Annotated in this window: 14 protein-coding genes, 1 tRNA gene and 2 pseudogenes; 11 read left to right on the top strand and 6 right to left on the bottom strand. The window is 67.5% G+C overall.

What is annotated here, in order from left to right:
• Nucleotides 1-97 precede the first annotated feature (97 nt).
• The 3 genes from ACZ4VI_RS12110 to ACZ4VI_RS12100 are packed head-to-tail and all read left to right on the top strand — an operon-like array spanning nt 98 to nt 4,680.
• Entirely contained in the window at nt 98-1,285 is a 1,188-nt protein-coding gene (locus tag ACZ4VI_RS12110) for an HpcH/HpaI aldolase/citrate lyase family protein (protein ID WP_467999084.1), read from the top strand.
• An 18-nt stretch (nt 1,286-1,303) separates the two neighbouring features.
• Nucleotides 1,304-3,835: a phosphoribosyltransferase gene (locus tag ACZ4VI_RS12105; protein WP_467999083.1), complete on the top strand. Its 2,532-nt coding sequence runs from the start codon at nt 1,304-1,306 to the stop codon at nt 3,833-3,835.
• A gap of 17 nt (nt 3,836-3,852) precedes the next feature.
• On the top strand, nt 3,853-4,680 hold the full coding sequence (locus tag ACZ4VI_RS12100) for an HAD family hydrolase (protein ID WP_467999308.1): 828 nt from the start codon (nt 3,853-3,855) through the stop codon (nt 4,678-4,680).
• Between the two features lie 21 nt (nt 4,681-4,701).
• Here the strand turns inward: ACZ4VI_RS12100 and ACZ4VI_RS12095 are convergent, their stop codons facing one another.
• A complete protein-coding gene (locus tag ACZ4VI_RS12095) occupies nt 4,702-4,914 on the bottom strand; it encodes an FmdB family zinc ribbon protein (protein WP_467999081.1) in 213 nt (70 codons plus the stop codon).
• A 10-nt stretch (nt 4,915-4,924) separates the two neighbouring features.
• Nucleotides 4,925-6,304: a hypothetical protein gene (locus ACZ4VI_RS12090; RefSeq protein WP_467999080.1), complete on the bottom strand. Its 1,380-nt coding sequence runs from the start codon at nt 6,302-6,304 to the stop codon at nt 4,925-4,927.
• 594 nt (nt 6,305-6,898) lie between these two features.
• On the opposite strand from ACZ4VI_RS12090, the gene ACZ4VI_RS12085 reads away from it, so the two are divergent.
• The 6 genes and pseudogenes from ACZ4VI_RS12085 to ACZ4VI_RS12060 all read left to right on the top strand — a co-directional run bounded on the left by ACZ4VI_RS12085 (nt 6,899) and on the right by ACZ4VI_RS12060 (nt 10,198).
• A tRNA-Val gene (locus ACZ4VI_RS12085) sits at nt 6,899-6,973 on the top strand.
• A 233-nt stretch (nt 6,974-7,206) separates the two neighbouring features.
• Complete coding sequence (locus ACZ4VI_RS12080) at nt 7,207-7,908, top strand: hypothetical protein (RefSeq protein WP_467999079.1); 702 nt, start codon at nt 7,207-7,209, stop codon at nt 7,906-7,908.
• Between the two features lie 126 nt (nt 7,909-8,034).
• Nucleotides 8,035-8,985 carry a reverse transcriptase family protein gene (locus ACZ4VI_RS12075; protein WP_467999077.1) on the top strand — a complete coding sequence of 317 codons (951 nt, stop codon included), beginning with the start codon at nt 8,035-8,037 and terminating at the stop codon, nt 8,983-8,985.
• 36 nt (nt 8,986-9,021) lie between these two features.
• Nucleotides 9,022-9,167, top strand: a pseudogene (locus tag ACZ4VI_RS12070) (helix-turn-helix domain-containing protein); the annotation flags it as partial.
• A gap of 13 nt (nt 9,168-9,180) precedes the next feature.
• Nucleotides 9,181-9,605, top strand: a pseudogene (locus ACZ4VI_RS12065) (UTRA domain-containing protein); the annotation flags it as partial.
• 344 nt (nt 9,606-9,949) lie between these two features.
• On the top strand, nt 9,950-10,198 hold the full coding sequence (locus ACZ4VI_RS12060; RefSeq protein WP_467999076.1) for a hypothetical protein: 249 nt from the start codon (nt 9,950-9,952) through the stop codon (nt 10,196-10,198).
• Between the two features lie 88 nt (nt 10,199-10,286).
• Here the strand turns inward: ACZ4VI_RS12060 and ACZ4VI_RS12055 are convergent, their stop codons facing one another.
• On the bottom strand, nt 10,287-10,820 hold the full coding sequence (locus ACZ4VI_RS12055; protein WP_467999074.1) for an SMI1/KNR4 family protein: 534 nt from the start codon (nt 10,818-10,820) through the stop codon (nt 10,287-10,289).
• A gap of 130 nt (nt 10,821-10,950) precedes the next feature.
• Here ACZ4VI_RS12055 and ACZ4VI_RS12050 point away from each other — a divergent pair, with 130 nt between their 5' ends.
• A complete protein-coding gene (locus tag ACZ4VI_RS12050) occupies nt 10,951-11,370 on the top strand; it encodes a DUF6578 domain-containing protein (RefSeq protein ID WP_467999072.1) in 420 nt (139 codons plus the stop codon).
• A gap of 1,420 nt (nt 11,371-12,790) precedes the next feature.
• Here ACZ4VI_RS12050 and ACZ4VI_RS12045 read toward each other — a convergent pair.
• Nucleotides 12,791-13,303 (bottom strand): CHRD domain-containing protein, encoded by a 513-nt coding sequence (locus ACZ4VI_RS12045; RefSeq protein WP_467999070.1) that lies wholly within the window; start codon nt 13,301-13,303, stop codon nt 12,791-12,793.
• 1,136 nt (nt 13,304-14,439) lie between these two features.
• On the bottom strand, nt 14,440-15,687 hold the full coding sequence (locus tag ACZ4VI_RS12040; protein WP_467999069.1) for a GTP pyrophosphokinase: 1,248 nt from the start codon (nt 15,685-15,687) through the stop codon (nt 14,440-14,442).
• 701 nt (nt 15,688-16,388) lie between these two features.
• Between ACZ4VI_RS12040 and ACZ4VI_RS12035 the strand changes: the two genes are divergently transcribed.
• Entirely contained in the window at nt 16,389-17,084 is a 696-nt protein-coding gene (locus ACZ4VI_RS12035) for an MOSC domain-containing protein (protein ID WP_467999067.1), read from the top strand.
• Between the two features lie 7 nt (nt 17,085-17,091).
• Here ACZ4VI_RS12035 and ACZ4VI_RS12030 read toward each other — a convergent pair whose 3' ends face one another.
• Complete coding sequence (locus tag ACZ4VI_RS12030; RefSeq protein WP_467999066.1) at nt 17,092-18,477, bottom strand: FAD-binding protein; 1,386 nt, start codon at nt 18,475-18,477, stop codon at nt 17,092-17,094.
• Between the last annotated feature and the right edge of the window lie 49 nt (nt 18,478-18,526).

Below are 18,526 nucleotides of genomic sequence, written 5' to 3'. Positions count from 1 at the left end.
CTGGATTTCATACGTGAGGGGAACTAAGGACACCCGCACCTACGTACTATTACCGGCCACATGTCGTCAGGCCCGCAGAGGCAGTCGAGGGAGTTACATGCGTCATTTCGGGCACGTCTCGTCCGCCGCGCGGGCCGGGCTGTTCCACCAGGAGCCGGCCGAGTTCACGGCCGACTCGCCCGCGAGCACGCTCGCCGTGGCCCTGGGGGCCACCCTCTACAGCCCGGCCACCCGGCCGCGGCTCGCCGACGACGTGCGCAAACAGGCCGCACGCGGGGTCGTCTCCATGGTGCTGTGCCTGGAGGACTCCATCGCCGACGCCGATGTGGAGGCGGCCGAGGCCAACCTCGTCCACCAGTTCGCCGAGCTGGCGCGGGGCCGCGGCGCGGCCGACGGACAGGCCCCCCAGGATGTGCCCCTGCTCTTCATCCGGGTCCGTGAGCCCCACCAGATCACCGATCTGGTCGCGCGGCTCGGCGACACCGTCCGCCTGCTGTCCGGATTCGTCCTGCCGAAGTTCACCGAGAACCGCGGACGGGCCTTCCTGGAGGCCCTCACCGTCGCCGAGAAGGCGAGCGGACGGCGGCTCTTCGCCATGCCCGTCCTCGAGTCGCCCGAACTGCTCCACCTGGAGACCCGCGCCGAGACCCTCGCCGGCATCGCCACGACCGTGGACAAGTACCGGCAGCGGGTCCTCGCCCTGCGCCTCGGCGTCACCGACTTCTGCTCCGCCTACGGGCTGCGCCGCTCGCCCGACATGACGGCGTACGACGTCCAGCTCGTCGCCCACGTCATCGCCGACGTCGTCAACGTCCTCGGCCGCTCCGACGGCACCGGCTTCACGATCACCGGACCGGTCTGGGAGTACTTCCGGCTCGGCGAGCGCATGTTCAAGCCACAGCTGCGCCGCAGCCCCTTCCTGGAGGGCCGCGCCGAGGACCTGCGCACCGCGCTCATCGAGCACGACCTCGACGGGCTGCTGCGCGAGATCGAGCTCGACCGGGCCAACGGACTGCTCGGCAAGACCTGCATCCACCCCACCCACGTGGTGCCGGTGCACGCACTCTCCGTGGTCAGCCACGAGGAGTTCAGCGACGCGCAGGACATCGTGCGGCCCGAGCGGGGCGGTGGCGGAGTGATGCGCTCCGCATATACGAACAAAATGAACGAAGTGAAGCCGCATCGCGCGTGGGCCGAGCGGACCCTCCTGCGCGCCGAGGTCTTCGGCGTCGCCAAGGAGGACGTCGGCTTCGTGGATCTGCTCACCGCCGGACTGTCCGGCTGACGAAGGGTGTATGACGACGTGGTGTGGTCGGGAACGTGGGTCGCCGAGCGGCTGGGCGTCGAACTGGACGGCGACGAGCGGCTTCCTGGCCTGCTGGGCCTCGCGCTGCGCCGCAACCCGAGACGGGCGCACCTGCTGGTCTCCAACGTGCTCGGCAAGCACGTGCCGCAGCGGCCGAGCGTCGTGTACGGCTCCGGGTTCTCGCTCGGCCTGCGCGTGCGCGACCTGCTCGGCCGCGAGGAGGCCGCGCGCAGCGTCGTCGTCGGCTACGCGGAGACGGCCACCGGCCTTGGGCACTCGGTCGCCGACGGTCTCGGCTTCGCGCCCTACCTGCACTCCACCCGGCGGCCCGTCGACAGCGTGCCGAGCGCGGGCGGCTTCGAGGAGTCCCACTCGCACGCCACCTCGCACCTTCTCCTCCCCGAGGACCCGAAGCTGCTGGCCGGTGACGGCCCGCTCGTCCTCGTCGACGACGAGTTCTCCACCGGCAACACCGTCCTCAACACCATCCGCGACCTGCACGAACGCTTCCCGCGCGAGCGGTACGTGATCGTGGCCCTGGTCGACATGCGCTCGGCCGCCGACCTCGGACGCCTGGAGGGCTTCGCCCAGGAGATCGGCGCCCGCGTCGACCTGGTGACCGGCGCCGCCGGCACCGTACGACTGCCGGACGGGGTCCTGGAGAAGGGCCAGGCGCTGGTCGCCGCGCACGAGACCGCGTACCGGTCCGCTCCGGTGCCGCCGCCCCGGACGCCCCGCACGGCCCCCGTACGGGTCGAGCTCGGCTGGCCCACCGCCGTCCCGGACGGCGGCCGCCACGGCTTCCGCGCGCCCCACGCCGTCGCCCTGGACGACGCCCTGCCTGCCATGACCGAGCGCCTGACGGCGGCCCTCGGCGACGCCCAGCGGATCCTGGTCCTCGGCTTCGAGGAGCTGATGTACGCGCCGTTGCGGCTCGCCGTCGCCCTGGAGCGCGCCGGGCGGGACGTCTCGTACTCCACCACCACCCGCTCGCCCGTCCTCGCCGTCGACGACCCCGGCTACGCGATACGCACCCGGCTCGTCTTCCCGGCCCACGACGCGCCGGCCGACGGGCCCGGCGAGCGGTACGCGTACAACGTCGCGGGCGCCGGCTTCGACGCGGTCGTGGCCGTCGTCGACTCCGTTGGCGACACCCCGGAGCTGCACGCCCAGGACGGCCTGCTGGCCCAGCTCGCGGCGCACATCCCGCACGTGGTCCTTGCGGTCGTCCCGTCGTACGTGCCGCCGTCCGTGCCCTCGTACGACTCCGTGCCCGTCACCGAAGCGCTCGAAGACGTCGAAGCTCCCCACGCCCTCGAAGCTCTTCATGCCCTCGAAGCTCCCGAAAGGAGCTCCATGCTGCCCGAGCCCCTCCGCGGCCCCGCCTTCTCCTCGTACGCCCCCGAGGAGGTCGGCTGGCTGCTCCAGGACCTCTCGGACGTCGAGCTGGAGGCGCCGACCGAGGAGCGCGAGGAGGCGATCCAGAGCGGCGGCGCCCACTACGCGGAGTCGCTGCCGGTCGAGTACCAGCCGAGCGACCGGTACCAGGAGCTCTTCCACGCCGCCCTGGAGACCTCGGCCGCCCGGATCGCCCGCGCCGTCGGCACCGTCACCGAGACCGTCCTCGCCGAGAAGTCCGGCCGGGGGAGCGGCACGCCCGTGCTGGTCTCGCTCGCCCGGGCCGGCACCCCCGTCGGCGTCCTGATGCGCCGCTGGGCCCAGGCCCGCCACGGCCTCGAACTGCCCCACTACGCCGTCTCCATCGTCCGCGGCCGCGGTATCGACGCCAACGCGCTGCGCTGGCTCGCCGCCCACCACGACCCGGCCGACGTCGTCTTCGTCGACGGCTGGACCGGCAAGGGCGCCATCACCCGCGAACTGGCCGAGGCGATCGAGGAGTTCGAGCGCGGCGAGGGGATCGCCGGTTTCGACCCGGAGATCGCGGTCCTCGCCGACCCCGGCTCCTGCGTGCGCACCTACGGCACCCGCGAGGACTTCCTCATCCCCTCCGCCTGCCTCAACTCGACCGTGTCCGGCCTGATATCGCGTACGGTCCTGCGGGCCGACCTCGTCGGACCGCACGACTTCCACGGCGGCAAGTTCTACCGCGAGCTGGCCGGCGCCGATGTCTCGAACGACTTCCTGGACGCCGTCGCCGCCCGCTTCGACGAGGTCGCCGAGGAGGTCGGCCCGGCCGTGAAGGAGCTGCTCGCCGCCGACCGCACGCCCACCTGGGAGGGCTGGGCCGCCGTCGAGCGGATCAGCGAGGAGTACGGCATCCACGACGTCAACCTGGTGAAGCCCGGCGTCGGCGAGACCACCCGCGTCCTGCTGCGCCGCGTCCCCTGGAAGATCCTCGCCCAGCGCGGCGCGGGCGCCGACCTCGCGCACGTACGTCTCCTCGCCGAGCAGCGCGGGGTGCCCGTCGAGGAGGTCGACGGACTCCCGTACACCTGCGTGGGACTGATCCACCCCCAGTTCACGAGAGGCGCCACGGGCGCCGACGGAAAGGCGGTGATCTCGCAGTGAGTACCGCCCCCGTCGTGATGGTCGCCAGCGACCTCGACCGTACGCTGATCTACTCCTCGGCCGCCCTCGCGCTCGGCATGCCCGACGCGCAGGCGCCCCGGCTGCTCAGCATCGAGGTGCACGAGTCCAGGCCGCTGTCGTACATGACCGAGGACGCGGCCGCGCTCCTTGAGCAACTGGCCACGGAAGCGGTCTTCGTGCCCACCACGACCCGCACACGCAAGCAGTACCAGCGCATCCAGCTCCCGGGCCGCGCTCCGGAGTACGCGATCTGCGCCAACGGCGGGCACATCCTCGTCGACGGCGTCGCCGACCGAGACTGGCACGAGACCGTGGTGCGCCGGCTCGCCGAGGAGTGCGCGCCGCTCTCCGAGATCCGCGCGTACTTCACGGCGACGACGGACCCGTCCTGGGTGCGCAAGCACCGGGTCGCCGAGGATCTGTTCGCGTATCTCGTCGTGGAGCGGGAGCGGATGCCGGAGGAGTGGCTGAAGCGGTTCGGCGAGTGGGCGGAGGAACGCGGCTGGACGGTCTCGCTCCAGGGCCGGAAGGTCTACGCGGTGCCGAAGCCGCTCACCAAGAGCGCGGCGATGCGGGAAGTGGCCCGCCGCTGCGGCGCGGGCCTCGTCCTGGCCGCGGGGGACTCGCTGCTCGACGCGGACCTGCTGCGGGCCGCCGACCGCGCCTGGCGCCCGGGCCACGGCGAACTGGCGGACACGTCCTGGACCGCCCCGCACTTGGACGTCCTCGCGGAGCGGGGTGTGGCGGCGGGCGAGGAGATCCTGCGCCGCTTCCGCACGGCGGTGGCGAACCACCGGGCGTCGGCGCTGCCGGCTCAGGCCTGAGGGGCGCGAGGGGCCGGGCGCTCAGCCGCAGCACCCACCACCGCAGCACCCGCCGCCACCGCCACCGCCGCTTTGCTGCGGGGCTGCCGTACCCCCCACGGCGACGGCGGAGAGCAGCTTGACGGTGTCGTCGTGCCCGGCGGGGCAGGAGGCAGGGGCGGAGGACTCGGCCATGGGCCGATTGAGTTCGAAGGTCTCGCCGCAGGAACGGCAGCGGTACTCGTAACGAGGCATAGGGACGAGGTTAACGCTGCCCACGTTGTCCGGCGCCCCGCTCCTCCCGGATCTGCTCGACGACGCGGGCGGCGGCGGCGCGGACGGCTTCGAGTTCGGTGAGGAAGTGCCAGTAGTCGGGGTGCCGGCCTTCCTCCAGGGTGGCGACGGCCCGGTCGAGCCGGGCGACGGCGTCGTCGAGGGGGCGGGCATGGCGCGGGTCGGGGTTGGTACGGCCGGTCATGGCGAGGCGCTGGGCGTCGCGGACGGCGAAGCGGGCGCGTCCGATCTCGGCCTGCGGGTCCTTGGCGATGGCGTCGAGGCGGCGGAGCCGGTCGCCGGCCGCGGAGACGGCCTCGTCGGTGGCGTTGAGCAGGGCGCGGGCGGTGGCGAGGAGGCTGGTGGCGTCGGGCCAGCGCTGTTCGTCGCGGGCCTTGGCCGCCTCGCGGAGCTTCTCCTCGGCCTTGCGGACGTTGTCGGCGGCCTGGGCGGGGACGTACTGGAGGTCCTGCCAGCAGGCGGCCGAGAAGCGGCGGCGGAGTTCGGACAGGACCGGTTCGACGGTGCCGGTCCGGGTGGTGAGCGCCTCGGCGCGGGTACGGAGGGAGACCAGCCGCTTTCCGGTCTCGGCGGCCCGCTCGGGGAGGCGCTCGGCCTCGGTGCGGACGGCCTCGGCGTCCCGCAGGACCCGGTCGGCGCGCTGGAGGGTCTCGGTGACGCCGTGGCGCCCGGCGCCTTCGTTGAGCTTGGTGAGCTCGGGCCCGAGGGCGGCGAGCCGCGCGGCGAGATCATCGGCACGGAGCCCGGCCTGGCGCACCTTGTCGAGAGCGGTGCTCGCGTTACGGAGCGCCTGTCGCGCCCGCTCGACGGCGGGGGCGAGCCGGGCGAGCTGGGTCTCGGCGGTGTCGAGGAGCGGCCCGAGCCCCTGCGCGAACCGGTCCAGCTCCCCCTTGACCCGTACGAGCTCGTCCTTGGCCCGGGTCAGCTCGGAGCGGGCCCGGCTGGCGGTGGCCGCGTCCAGCTCGTCCCGGTCGAGGTCGTGCGCGTCGACGGCGGTGATGTAGGCGTGGCTGACCTCGTCGATGCGCCGGCCGAGGGCCGCGAAGCCGTCGACGGCGCGCCGGGCGCCGGGGGAGTCGTCCACGGCCGTGATCGTCTCGATGGAGATCCGCAGATCGCGCTGGGCGGTGTCCAGCTCGTAGAACGCGGCAGCCGCGTCGTCCTTGGCGGCCTGCGCCTCGGCCCGCTGACTCCCGCCGCGCCCGCCGCCGAACCAGCGCCGGTTGCCGCCGCTCGCGAAGGCGGAGGGAAGGAGGGCGACGGCGAGCAGCGGCAACATGAGCGCCACGCGCACGACCCCCGCCCCCGTCGCGGCGCTCGTGGAACTGCCCCTCGCGTGAGTCGCCGCCACGTCCCTCTCCCGTGCTGTATCCGCCCGCCCTGCCCGGTCTGGTTCATTCTCCCACCAGCTAAGGACGAACACACGGGCCCATCAGTTCACGCCACGGACGACGACTTCCCCGTTACCACTGCGCACGATCACGACATGGACGCTGCCACACGAGGCGCCGGGCACGGCGAGCCCGGGCACGGCCCCACGACATCTAGCTCACCGAGGCGCCCCGCACGCCGACGCTGCCGTCGTCGGCCCGTCGGCCGACGGTGACGGCCACGCTGCGGGGCACCTTGATCCGGTGGCGGGAGCCGCAGTCGCTCACGACGGCATCGCACTCCACCCGCAGCGCGAGCCGCCCGTCCTCCAGCCCCGCTTCGTGCCGGGCCGTCCCCCACCCGGCAACCCCGAGTGCCCCGACGAGGACCGCGCCGGAGACAAGGAGCGACCATGACGATCAAGCCCCCAGGCAAAGCGCTGTCTGCCCACGCCACGGACCCCCATCGCGCCGACGATCCGGCGGCCCACCCCCCGATGGTGGGGCTGCCCCCCCGGAAACCACCGGTTTGCGGGACCCACCCATGGGCCATGTACGCTGTTGCCTCACTCCACGGGTGCGTAGCTCAGGGGTAGAGCGCTGCTCTTACAAAGCAGATGTCGGCGGTTCGAAACCGTCCGCGCCCACCAGCACAAAGGCCCCCGCAGCTCATCGCTGCGGGGGCCTTTGACGGTAGAGGCTGACGGCAGTGCCACCTTCGACGCGAGAGCGGGCCGGCACCGGATCTCTTCAACGGACCGCCTAGGCCAGACGCGCGGGGTAGCGTGACAGCGCGAAGTGTCTTCGTAGGGCCAACGTGTCTCACGCGACGACGCGGACGGATTGACGGCGTTGCGGCAGGCCTCACGAAAGGCTATTTGCGGTGAAGCTATTTATGGACGAGTCAGGAAACGGAAATGCCTCTCAGCCGTTGATCGTCGGTGCGGTTGAACTGGGTGAAGATGCGGATGATGTAGAGGAACGAATTCGGGACTTGCACAAAAGCCTATCCGCGAGGAGCAGTTTGATCGGGCTTGCCAGCTTCGAAGAATTTCGCAAGAACGGTTTTCACAGCTCGACTAATCCGCGAGAGGTATCCGACCGTTTTCTAGAGCTCATGGGGAAGAGCTTCTTTCGGTCATATATGGTTACAACCGATCGAACGCGCGTTCCCGGCGGCACGGAATCCGAGCTAATTGAGTTTATGTATGTAAAATTGTTGAGTGACCTATCGATCAAGCATCGCCATGAACCCGAGTTGCTTTGCTATATAGAGCAGAGCGAGGGCATGGAGTCGATTATTCGCCGACTTCCCGATAGCGTCTTCAGGCAGTCCTGCAAAACGATCGGAAAAGCAGCACCGCTGCCGCAGCTGAACATTACGATGGTCGCTAAGCAGGCTTACATGTCTACGGCCATCATCGACTATGTCATGGCGGCCGTAAGTAGATGGCTCCAAGCGGGCTGTACCACGAACCCGAAAGACTATCCCTATAGGGCATTCCGCGAGATTGAGCCGTCCATTTCTATGCTCTATTCGTTCGAGCGCGGTCGAATCTCTAGTCGAAAGGACCCCCTTCATTGACGTGTGATACGATTACTTGCGAGGTAGGGTTGCAGTCAACTTTGTGCGCGAGTTCGCGTGCGTTGCATGATAGCCCTTGCACGGGAGTGCGACCCTACCTCTTGGCGCCCCATCGCAAGGGGGGCAATGCCGTACTCGGTTGATGACCTGGCGGAGCAAGCCGGCGTATCGGTTGAAATTCTGGAACGGCTATCTTCGAGTCTTCCTGCGGGCGCAGGGCGCCTCTATGTTCAGCAGATATACCGCAAGAAGCACGGCGGAATACGAGAAGTGTTCAAGCCGAAGAGGCCTTTCGACGCCGTTAGTAAGAACTTGCACCGGAGCTTTATAAGCCTGCTCTCATATGAGGCTCCTGATCATGTTCACGGATTTGTTCGCGAGCGTTCTACGGTCAGCAATGCCAGTCAGCACCTAGCAAAAGCGTGCGTGTTGCGTATGGACCTTGAGGATTTCTTTCCGTCGATTAGCGCCGAAACCGTAAAGGCTTCGTTGCTGGAGCAAGGTTACGAAGAGAAGGCCGCGGACTTTGCTGTCAATCTCGTCACTATCGGCGGCAAGCTGCCAATCGGACTTAGCACGTCGCCCTTCTTGTCTAATCTGGTCTTCCTGAGCACGGACCGCTCCCTTGCCGAATACGCACAGTCGGAGGGTCTGTCGTTTACACGCTATGTGGATGATCTCGCATTCTCTGGCGACGTCACTGACCGCCATTCAGTGGATATCGCTCGCATTCTCGACGACGCTGGCTGGTCGGTGAACACGCGCAAGACCGCTTTCATGCGCCGCGGTGGCCCGCAATATGTTACTGGCCTGTACGTCGGAGAATCAGACGGGCCGCGAATTCCGCGCAAAGTGAAGCGTAAGATGCGATGGATCTTGCACGTGATATCGAAATTCGGTTACGACGCTTATATGGCGGAGTTTGGCGGCTGCGACGAGAGGATGACTCGTCGTCGCCTGTTGGGTTGGGCATGCTATATCGCTGCAGTCGAGCCAGAAGTGGGTTACCCACTACTGCGAGCATTCGATGAACTGGTTCCGAAGGGGGATGAAGAGGACCTGTATGACCTGACCTAGAGATCATTACGTAGCCGGTGGGGAAGTTGGTGCGCTGGTTGGCCGTGGCGGCTGCCGCTGGAGGGCCGAGTGTTGCTGGTAGCGACGTACTGCGCACGAACCTGACGCTACGACAGGTGGCGCCGCTGTTCGCGATCTCGAAGTCTGCCGCTGACCGCATCCTCGATCACCTGCGCCCTGTCCCGCCTGAAGGGCAATGCGAAGGTGCCCGCGCCAGCGGAGATCGCTGCGCGGCTCGGGATCGGTGAGGGCGAGTTGTGCGTCCGGACGATGTACGAGTTCCTCGCCGACGGGCGGCCCGTGCAGCTGTCGACGAGCTGGGAGCCGTACGACCTCACCGGCGGGACGCTCATCGTCCTTCCCGAGGGCGGGCCGCACGCTGGGGCCAGCGTCGTGAACCGGATGGCCCAGATCGGCGTCACCATCAGCCATGCCGTGGAGCAGCCCGAGCCGCGGCAGGCGACCGCCGAGGAGGCGTCACTCCTCGGGATCCAGAAGGCCGCGCTCGTCACCCACATCCGGCGGACTACAGCGTCGAAGGGCGGCCGGTGGAGACGGCGGACATCGTCGTCCCGACTGCCTTGTGCGAGATCGTTTACGAGATCCCGATCAATCGGTAGAGGCCTAACGCATCAGGCCTGCCCTCAACAGCCCATCACGCCGGGTCGGCCAGGTCAGGGCCCGGACCAGACCGTTGGTCACGACCCAGTACCCCGGGTGCACCCAACCTTCTTCCTTCGACAGGAGTCCCGGACCCTCGTCGCGGCACAGATGCCGCATCAGGCGTTCGTACGCCGGATCGCCGGCCACCAGCAGCAGGGGCGCGGTAAGAGTCGCACCGACCCAGACACCGCACCGAAGGGCCACCTGAGCATGTCCATCTATGCGCACGCGATGAGTATGGCGCCTACGGCCCGGGTATCGTCCGACCCGGTCGATCAGCAGAGCAGTTGGCGGGAGCGGCATGCACAACGAGGGGCTCGACGATCCACTATCGGACGAGGAGCTGAAGCTCTTCACCCAGTACCTGCACCGGTTCGCCAACCATGACGTGGACATCTCCCTGAACATGGAGGTCGGGCATCCCGAGCACCCCGTCTACGTGGTGTTCGGCAGGGACTATCCCCCGGTCGGGGACGCCTCGGACTATCGGCGGCCGTTCACGGACCGGCGACAGCCGACATCCACACCTGACCTCATCGACGGTGAATGACAACAGTCCTCACGGCCGCTTATGGCCTTCGCGAGCTGCGGCCCGACCCCGCAGGCGTAGCAGCCCAATCCAGCTCACCTGGCGATGTTCAGCGGCACAGCCCCATGATGATGTTGTCGAAGTCGGGGAACTCCTGTGCGGCCTCCGCGATGATCGCTGGCGCCGATGCCCGCCGGCCGGGAGCGTGCTGCTCCGCGATGGCCGCTAGGTCCTCGTTGACCTGCGGAGCCCAGGCGGGTTCGGGTTCGTAGAAGGCGGCTGCTTCCCACGGGCCGAAGCCGTCGGCCAGCAGCCATAGGAAGGTGCCCAGGTCGCGGGCAACGACGGCGGTCTCCCCTTCGGAGCCCATGAAGACAACGGGCTGCTCTGCCAGGTCCCGGCCGGGACGGACGAGCCAGAGGGCTGCGTTCCCGCCGGTGCCGTCCTGGCCGAAGACGCGGAAGTCATCGCCGGTCAGGTCGCTGTTCCCCGTCCATGCACGGAGCCAATCCGTTGTCTCGTCGGCAGTCAGGAAGGACTCGTAGGGTTCGAAGTCGACGCCGTCCTCGCCTATGCAGTCGAGCCGGACCGCCATGGCAGCGGCGAGCGCAGCGGGAAACTGGCGGTCTTCGTTCGGGATCATGCGAACAGATTAGTGACCGCCCGGGAGGCCCACGAGGCCTCTGGCATCACCGGCTGTGCACGTTGGCGTTCGTAGGAGGCTTGTAAGAGCAGCCGTGAGCAGCCGCCCGCGGGCGGCGGACAATGGCGTCATGACGTTGACGATTTGGGTCGATGACTGGCAGATGCAGTGCTGTGGAGAGAGCTTCGCGCCAGGCGATGTTGTCTCGTGGACCCTGCTGGAGGCCGATCCGGAGGACTACGCCGACATCGTCGGTAGCGAACGTGCGGATGAGATCGACTTCTGCGAAGAGCATCACGGCCAGGACGAGGGAAACGCGCCCACCTCGGTGGAAGTGGTGTCGATCGTCGAGGCGCACTGCCGTTATGGGGTACCCCCGGGTGTCACGGACAAGGTGAACTACCCCGTTCCGGGCACGACCGTACTGGTACCGGTTGAGAAGGCGGACGGGTGGGCGGAGGCCAGGACGGATGTCAGCTTCGCGGGCTACTTGGTGACCGCCCGGCGTGTCACCGACCCGCCCGAAGGTGCGGCTGCTCGCGGTCGATGAGGGAGCCGGCGGACGTGTGCCAGATGCGTGCCAGATCGAACGGTCAACCATGGTCACTGGAGGATCGTTACGGCGTCCACTCCTCGTGGCAGCCGTCGCGGCGCGCGGAGGGGCTGAGCGGCTGTGACGGGTCGGTGGCGGGTGCCAGGCTTACGAAGCAGATGTCGGCGGTTTGAAACCGTCCGCGCCCACCAGCTCACAGCCCCCTCGCCGATCATGGCGAGGGGCCTTCGGCATCCGCTTCCGACATCAACGGGTCGCAGTCCATCACGACCGGGGTCGGCTCCTGAGCAGCCGGTCCCTGTGGCGAAGTGGACGATCTGACTGGGGTCTACAAGAACATGCCCCTGGGCAACGAGTCGACAACAGTCGACTGACTGACACCCGTTGAAGTCGAAGCGCGCATGGGAGAGGCCGACGCGATCAAGCTGCTCAACGTCCTGGACGGGGCGGGCCCGCACGTCAGGGGCCATGCTGGGCAGCGTCTGGTCAAACTGCGGTGAGAGTTTCTCTACGTAATCGGGGGCGCTCAGACTCCGGGATGGAGGGGCACCGCGTGCGTCTGCGGGATGGGAGCCTGGCGCTGTTGTCGGTGCACGCCTCGCTGCCTGTAGGCTCGCCGACCCGCCGCTGGTGCAGATGAGGAGCGTCATGGAGCTGTCGCCGTTGACGCTGAACCGTCTCGCGAACAGCATCCCCGGAGCGGTCCCGGCGGCTGGGGGCATTGCATATGCGGTGCAGGCCAGCGACACCCTTCCGCGACTCGCGGCTTGCCTCGCCGTGATCGGGTTCGCGGTGATCGCCATCAGGGGATACCGGCTCGGCGCGAGGTGCGAGCACGCGACGTTGGTGATCCGTGGATATCTGCGCACGCGTTTGATTGCCCGAGACAGCATCACAGGGATCACGGACTTTCCGGCGGTCAGATGGACGACTCACACGGGGCGCAGGCGATGGACCCCTATCACGGCGTTCCTGACGAGCCCGGACGAAATCTCGGCAACCCGGCTTCACAAGAGGCACGCCCTCGGGAAGCTGCGGCGGTGGGCGAGACGGTAGGGACTTCGCCCAGCCAATGGACTACTCGCAGCTGTACAGCAGCTGAGTACCGCACCACAGCGATCGTCCCCATTCAGCGGCGCCCCCCGCTGGGCGCCTCGACGTAGCCTGTATGACCGCCGTTGACCGATCCGGCTAGAGCTACGGATCAGAAGGTGGCCGTGCCGCCGTGCCCCTCCCGTGCCCCATCTAGCGGCAACCGACCGAACTACGGTGATGGACGGGCAGCGAGCATGAGAACGGCCCCTGACCGATGTACCTGGTCAGTGGCCGTTCCACCTGGCGGTGGGTGTGGGATGTGAACCCCGGTGACTCGCGCCACGACGGTTTTCAAGATTGCCGCAACCGCCCAGAGGTCAGGTTATGAGAGCTGCCCGCGGACGGCTCCGGCGGGGAACTCCTGGTTGTGGACGTTGGTGTAGAAGAGGAAGAGGTCTTCCTTGATGCCTTTGAGCTCCCAGAAAGTCAGCACTGTAGCGGCATTCTCGGGGTTCTGCTTCTTCTGGGCCTGGATGCAGTCGCTGACCGAACCGTTCTCGGGGGGTGTCTTCAGCGTGACGACGACGGGTCCTGCCTCACCTTTGGGAGCGATGTGGATGTGGGCCGAGGTGGGAGGACGGATGTCACGCACGCTGAGCTTGTAGCAGAGTGTGTGACCGCTGACCTTGAACTGGAACTGGCCACTACCGTCCGGGTCGCCCGGCCCGGGCACTTCCTGCCCGCCATCGAGTCGCACATCCCCGGAGACGTCCCCGTTGCTACTCCCTACCGGCGCGTCGGGGTTTCCGGTCGAGGCGCTGGCGGGTATCGCCAGCGAGGCCAGCATGGCCGTGGCACCGACGGCGGCTCCCGCGGCAGCAGTGAAGACACGCATACCAATGCTCCTGTCGTTGGTTCGCGAGCGGGCACATTGTGGACTCACACGCCGCGCTCCCGGAGAATTCGATCCGGAGTTGACGCTAAGCCGCTAGCTCTACCTTTCGCACCCATTCCAGGCGTTTGGGGTACATCGCCGTGTCAGGCAGCCCGATCTCCCGGCATGGGACAACGATCTACAAGCGGCAGCCAAGTTGTTGGCAGCTTCTACCGACCTTGGTTCCGGCACCCGCGTACCAGCTTCGCGACACGACTGACCCCCCTCGCCTCAGCGCGCTCCCGTGCCAGATCCGTGCCAGATCGAGCGGTCAACCACGGACACTCGGAGCGCGTGGGGCGAACGCCCGTCGGCAGACTCGACACCGTGCCACGCACGACGACCAGCGAGGACGTATCCACGCGTGGCGCCAGGCTTACAAAGCAGATGTCGGCGGTTTGAAACCGTCCGCGCCCACCAGCTCACAGGCCCCTCGCCGATCATGGCGAGGGGCCTGTGGTATCCGCTTCTGACATCAACGGGCCCCAGTCGATCACGACCGGGGTCGGCTCCTGAGCAGCCGGTCCCTGTGGCGAAGTGGACGATCTGACCGGGTCTACGAGAACACGCCCCTGGGCAACGAGTCGACAACAGTCGACTGACTGACGCCCGTTGAAGGCGAAGCGCGCATGGGAGGGGCCGACGCGATCAGGCTGCTCAACGTCCTGGACGGGGCGGGCCCGTACGTCAGGGGCGATGCTGGGGAGCGTCTAGCCAAAGTGCGGTGAGAGTTTCTTTACGTCATCAAGGGCGCTTCCGCCGCGACAACGCGGCGTCGCGCGCCCGTCGCCCCGGGCCTGCGCTCCTGTCTCCGCCCCGCTCCAGCCCGGACCGCCGGCCGCGCGCCAAGGCGAGGGCTGGATGAGTGAACCCCTCTGTGGCTGGGGCGGTCGGCTCCACGGCTTTAGGCAGCCACTTTGGGGCGAGCCTCTAAGATCATGGCCCCAGATCGGGCCTTAGGGGCAGGCGGTGAAGCCTGCCCGATCCGCGGGCGAGCGTAAGGGGCCATGATCTCTCGCCCCAAAGCAGCTCCAGCCCAAAGCCGCTCCGCCGACCTACTGTCCGACAGCGATGGTGGGGATAGTGAAATCGCTTCGTCAGGGGAGTATCCGGCGCACCCTTTCCGTAATTTCCTTAACTCGTTCAGTGGCGTCGGCTAGGTAGCTGGGGGGCGGCACGTCTCTGCCGTGCACTACATTGTTGCGCACCCTTCGCAACAAATTGATCTCGTGACGAGTTTCCGGGTCCAGCATCGGCAGGCGATCGAGAAGCCGGAAGATCGGTGGTGCGATCCGCTCGTCACCTTCCGTCGGTGAGATGTTCCGCAACGACTCCTCAAGCTCTACCCAGCTCGTAAGGAAATGGCCGATCTCTTGATGCATTCGTGCACTCTGAGAACGAGGATCAAGTGGAGCGGCATCTGCGTCAACTTGAATCAAGTTGAAGTGCTCGTATCGCGAAGGATCTTCGGCCAGAAGGGCATCAATTACCTGCTCGGCCAGGGGGCGCATCTCGACGTTGTCGTGCAGTGATGCCAAATACGGAGTCAGGTCGGCAGGTGTCTCTTTGCCTAGTTCACTCAAGAAATTGAACAAGAGGTCGACTCGACCTAGACCCGAGTCCCCAACCGGCTCGTCCAAAACCTTGCCCGCCTGACTCAGGAGGTATGCGGCGAGTTCGTAGTGATTGAGGAACCGACCATTTCTGGCCACTCTATTTTCGCTCGCCTCTTGCAGCATTCTGAGTGACATTTCACCAGCGATAACCAAACCATTGAGCTGGTCCAAGATCGCGCTTTCTGCCTCAGACAAGTCGCCTGACATCGGTTTGTAGGCGAGATCATGCTCCACCTCTGACCAGGCGTGCATAAGTACTGAAGCGACCTGAACCTCGACGCGGGCCTTGGCGTATCGCTTATCCAGATCGACTAGTTCGCGCTCCTTGAGGCGAACGCGATAGTGGGTTGCTGAATACCCAGAGAACTCCTTCCCGGCCAGCCTCTTATTTGACTCCGGAAAATTCTTCTTTTCTGCCAGATCGAACAGGCGATTGACGGCTCTTTCTACCTGGTTTTGCTCCCCCGGGAAATAGAGAGCGATGCGGACGCCTGCCAGGTCGACGATGTCCTCGTAGATGTCCTCCACTGTCTTGTATTTCTTTCTCGGTGCACGCTGGCGACACTTCTCTTCCAGGCGCGTGATGTCCTTCGCGCGGTAAGTGACGATGCAGCGGACGCCTGATTCTTTGAGGTCTCTCTCTAGGGCTTGGGCGACGAGGCGTGCCGCCCTGCTGTAAAAGTCATACTCCTTCGCGTAGCGTGCAATGAAGTGATCGATGATTTCCATGGCTCCCCCAAGGCGCAGCGCTAGACCTTCCGGTACTGCGTCTATGCGTATGAGTAGGATGCCGCAAGCGGGGGCTGACGCGTGGGTGAACGCCCCACTCGGTGCTTCGCCGGCTACGTACTCCGAGCCCAAGGCTGCGCTGCCGCCGGAGTTACCTCGAGCCCCCGGTGGAAGGGTGCCCTCGCGCGGGTTCGACTTGCCGGAGGCTCCTGGATCGCATGCTTTCAGGTGGGACGAGCGGATTGAGCTCTGAGAACGCGTGCCAGATGCGTGCCAGATCGGGCGGTCAGCCACGGTCATTCGAGGAACGCCACGGCGTCCGCGGCTGCTGACAGTCGTCGCAACGCAGAGACAGGCTGAGCTGGGGTGACGGCTTGGAGGCTGCTGCCAGGCTTACAAAGCAGATGTCCGCGGTTCGAAACCGTCCGCGCCCACGGTGGACAACACAGGGCGGCCCGGAAACCGCGGAACGGTCGCCGACGAACTGCGGATACGGCAGGCGCTTGCTCGGGCCGGCGTCGACGCATGGCAGGAAGACGACCACGGGTGACCTGGGAGGTACTGGAGCTCGGTGTCGGTCGGCACGAGAATGGTCGGGTGCGTGGCGCGTATGACACGCACGCCCCTGAGCGGAGGGGCCGGGCTGCCGTTCTCGTCCGGTTCTTCTGACCGTGCCGGTCTGGGATTCGAGAGAGATTCACGTGCACCTTCGAGAAATCTGGCGATTCCCCGTCAAGTCCATGCGCGGGGAGCAGCTGAAGAGTGTCGGACTCACCGACAACGGACTGGTCGGTGACCGGCACGTTCACGTCCGGGACTCCCGCGGCCTGCTGACTGCACGGGTGCGCTCCCGGCTGCTCGGTCTGTCGGCGACCACGGCGCAGGACGGCAGCATGCTCGTCGACGGGCACCCTTGGGACAGCCCGGAGGCGGCGGAACTGATTCGCGGCGCGGCCGGCCCGGACGCGGAGGCGGTGCACTACACCGGTCGGGAGAGGTTCGACGTCCTCAACCTGACCGTCATCACCGACGGCGCCGCCCAGGCCCTCGGCCACGACCCGCGGCGGCTCCGGTCCAACCTGGTGATCGGTGGCGTTCCCGGCCTCGCCGAACGCGACTGGCCCGGCCGTACCCTGCGCATCGGCGACGCCGTCATCGGTGTCCTCAAGCTGCGGTCCCGCTGCGTCATGACGACGGTCGACCCGGACACGGGCGAGCGGAACTACGACGTCCTGCGCGACATCCACCGGCTGTACGACGGCACCTTCGCACTGGACTGCTGGGTGGCCTCGCCCGGCACCGTCGCCGAGGGCGACCAGGTCCGGCTGACCGACGAGGAGTGGCCGGAACCGGTCCGCGGCGGCTGGATCGTCGGGGCGCCGTACGTGGTGTCCTGAGCCGACGCTACGGGCGGCTTCCCCGTGAGGGGAAGATGTGGTGGCCGGGGGTGAGGATGCCGGCTGGGTCGTAGCGGTGGCGGGCCTTCCGGAATTCGGGCCAGAAGGGGCCGAAGTGGTGGGCCCAGTCGGCTGGGGTCAGGGGGACCGAGCCGATGGGGTACCAGTGGCCGCCCGCTTCGAGGGTCGTGTCGTGCTGGATGCGGTTCGCGGCGGTCATTTCCTCGGCGGAGTCCGCTCCGGGGGAAGCGGTCTTGAGGAGGGAGAAGAGGTAGACGAGTTCCTCGTCCGGCATGACCGGGAGCGGGGTCCTGCACTTGGCGGTGAGTATGGGGTAGAGGAGGATGACCGCGCTCGCGCCGATCGCGGTCGGCTTGAGGCCGGAGAGCGTCTCCGTGACGACGGCGTTCACCGTGGACGCGGGGAGCAGGCTGTCGTACCAGGGGTGGGGGCGCTGCCACTCGCCCAGGGACGTGAAGGTGTCCACCATCAGGGCGAGCCGGTTGAGGAAGTCGAAATAGGGCACGTCCTGGACCTCTGCCGAGGTGTGCTCCAGGTCGCCCGTGAGCCGGGCATCGTCGGCGCGGGTCCCGTCGTAGGCGGCGGCCTCGAGCAGGTACGTCCAGCCGGCCGGGGTGAGCCGGGCCTGGCCGATGAGGTAGTCGAAACGGCCCTCCCTGATCAGCTTGGCCTGCTGCGCGGTGAGCGCGGCGACACTGTCGTACGTCAGGACGTAGTGCCGTACGGACGTGGGCGCGGGGACCAGGGAGAGCGTGGCGCGGGTGACGATCGCGCACTGTCCGAGGCCGCCGAGGACGGCTCGGAACAGGTCGGGACGCACGGCGGGCGAGCAGGTCGTGATCTCGCCCTCGCCGGTGACGACCTGGAGTTCGAGCACGTTGTCGACCTGCGTGCCGTAGCGGCCGATCTGCCCGCCCAGGCCTCCGGCCGACAGCGTGCCGCCCACGGACAGTTCCAGGTAGTCCGTGAAGGCCGGCGGGGTGAGGCCCTTGGGCAGGGAGGCCCGGACCAGGGCGCTCCACCGTGCCCCGCTCTGGACCACGGCGGTGTCCTCGCGGATTTCGATCGCGTCGAGGCACGTGAGGTCGATGACCAGCCCCGAGGGCACCTGGGCCTGTCCGTTGGTGGAGTGGCCCTGGCCTCTCCCGGCGACCTTCAGTCCGCGCTCCCGGCAGTAGCGGACCATCGTGGCGATGTCCTCGACGGAGCCGGGTCTGAGGACCGCGGCGGGCGGCCGGTGGACCAGACCCCCGAAGTCGGTGGACGCCGCTTCGAGGGCCGCCCCGTCGAAGCGCAGTTCCCCGTCCAGTGCGGGAACGGCGTCGAAGGCCGGGTCGGGCTGTGGGGCGGCAGGAACGTGCGGACGCGTCACGCTTACTCCAGATCAACTCAGGCCCAGGGGATGCGGCTGCACAGTTTCC

It is taken from the genome of Streptomyces sp. NPDC029169 (assembly GCF_055563935.1).
Note: the sequence above shows the minus strand (reverse complement) of the source record. Positions and strands in the feature narration are given on the sequence as shown.

What these genes read in the sequence shown, in the direction of transcription:
- ACZ4VI_RS12110 (WP_467999084.1), top strand. Translation starts at nt 98, where the DNA reads ATGCGTCATTTCGGGCACGTCTCGTCCGCCGCGCGGGCCGGGCTGTTC.
- ACZ4VI_RS12100 (WP_467999308.1), top strand. Translation starts at nt 3,853, where the DNA reads ATGGTCGCCAGCGACCTCGACCGTACGCTGATCTACTCCTCGGCCGCC.
- ACZ4VI_RS12095 (WP_467999081.1), bottom strand. Translation starts at nt 4,914, where the DNA reads ATGCCTCGTTACGAGTACCGCTGCCGTTCCTGCGGCGAGACCTTCGAA.
- ACZ4VI_RS12075 (WP_467999077.1), top strand. Translation starts at nt 8,035, where the DNA reads ATGCCGTACTCGGTTGATGACCTGGCGGAGCAAGCCGGCGTATCGGTT.
- ACZ4VI_RS12060 (WP_467999076.1), top strand. Translation starts at nt 9,950, where the DNA reads ATGCACAACGAGGGGCTCGACGATCCACTATCGGACGAGGAGCTGAAG.
- ACZ4VI_RS12055 (WP_467999074.1), bottom strand. Translation starts at nt 10,820, where the DNA reads ATGATCCCGAACGAAGACCGCCAGTTTCCCGCTGCGCTCGCCGCTGCC.
- ACZ4VI_RS12050 (WP_467999072.1), top strand. Translation starts at nt 10,951, where the DNA reads ATGACGTTGACGATTTGGGTCGATGACTGGCAGATGCAGTGCTGTGGA.
- ACZ4VI_RS12045 (WP_467999070.1), bottom strand. Translation starts at nt 13,303, where the DNA reads ATGCGTGTCTTCACTGCTGCCGCGGGAGCCGCCGTCGGTGCCACGGCC.
- ACZ4VI_RS12040 (WP_467999069.1), bottom strand. Translation starts at nt 15,687, where the DNA reads ATGGAAATCATCGATCACTTCATTGCACGCTACGCGAAGGAGTATGAC.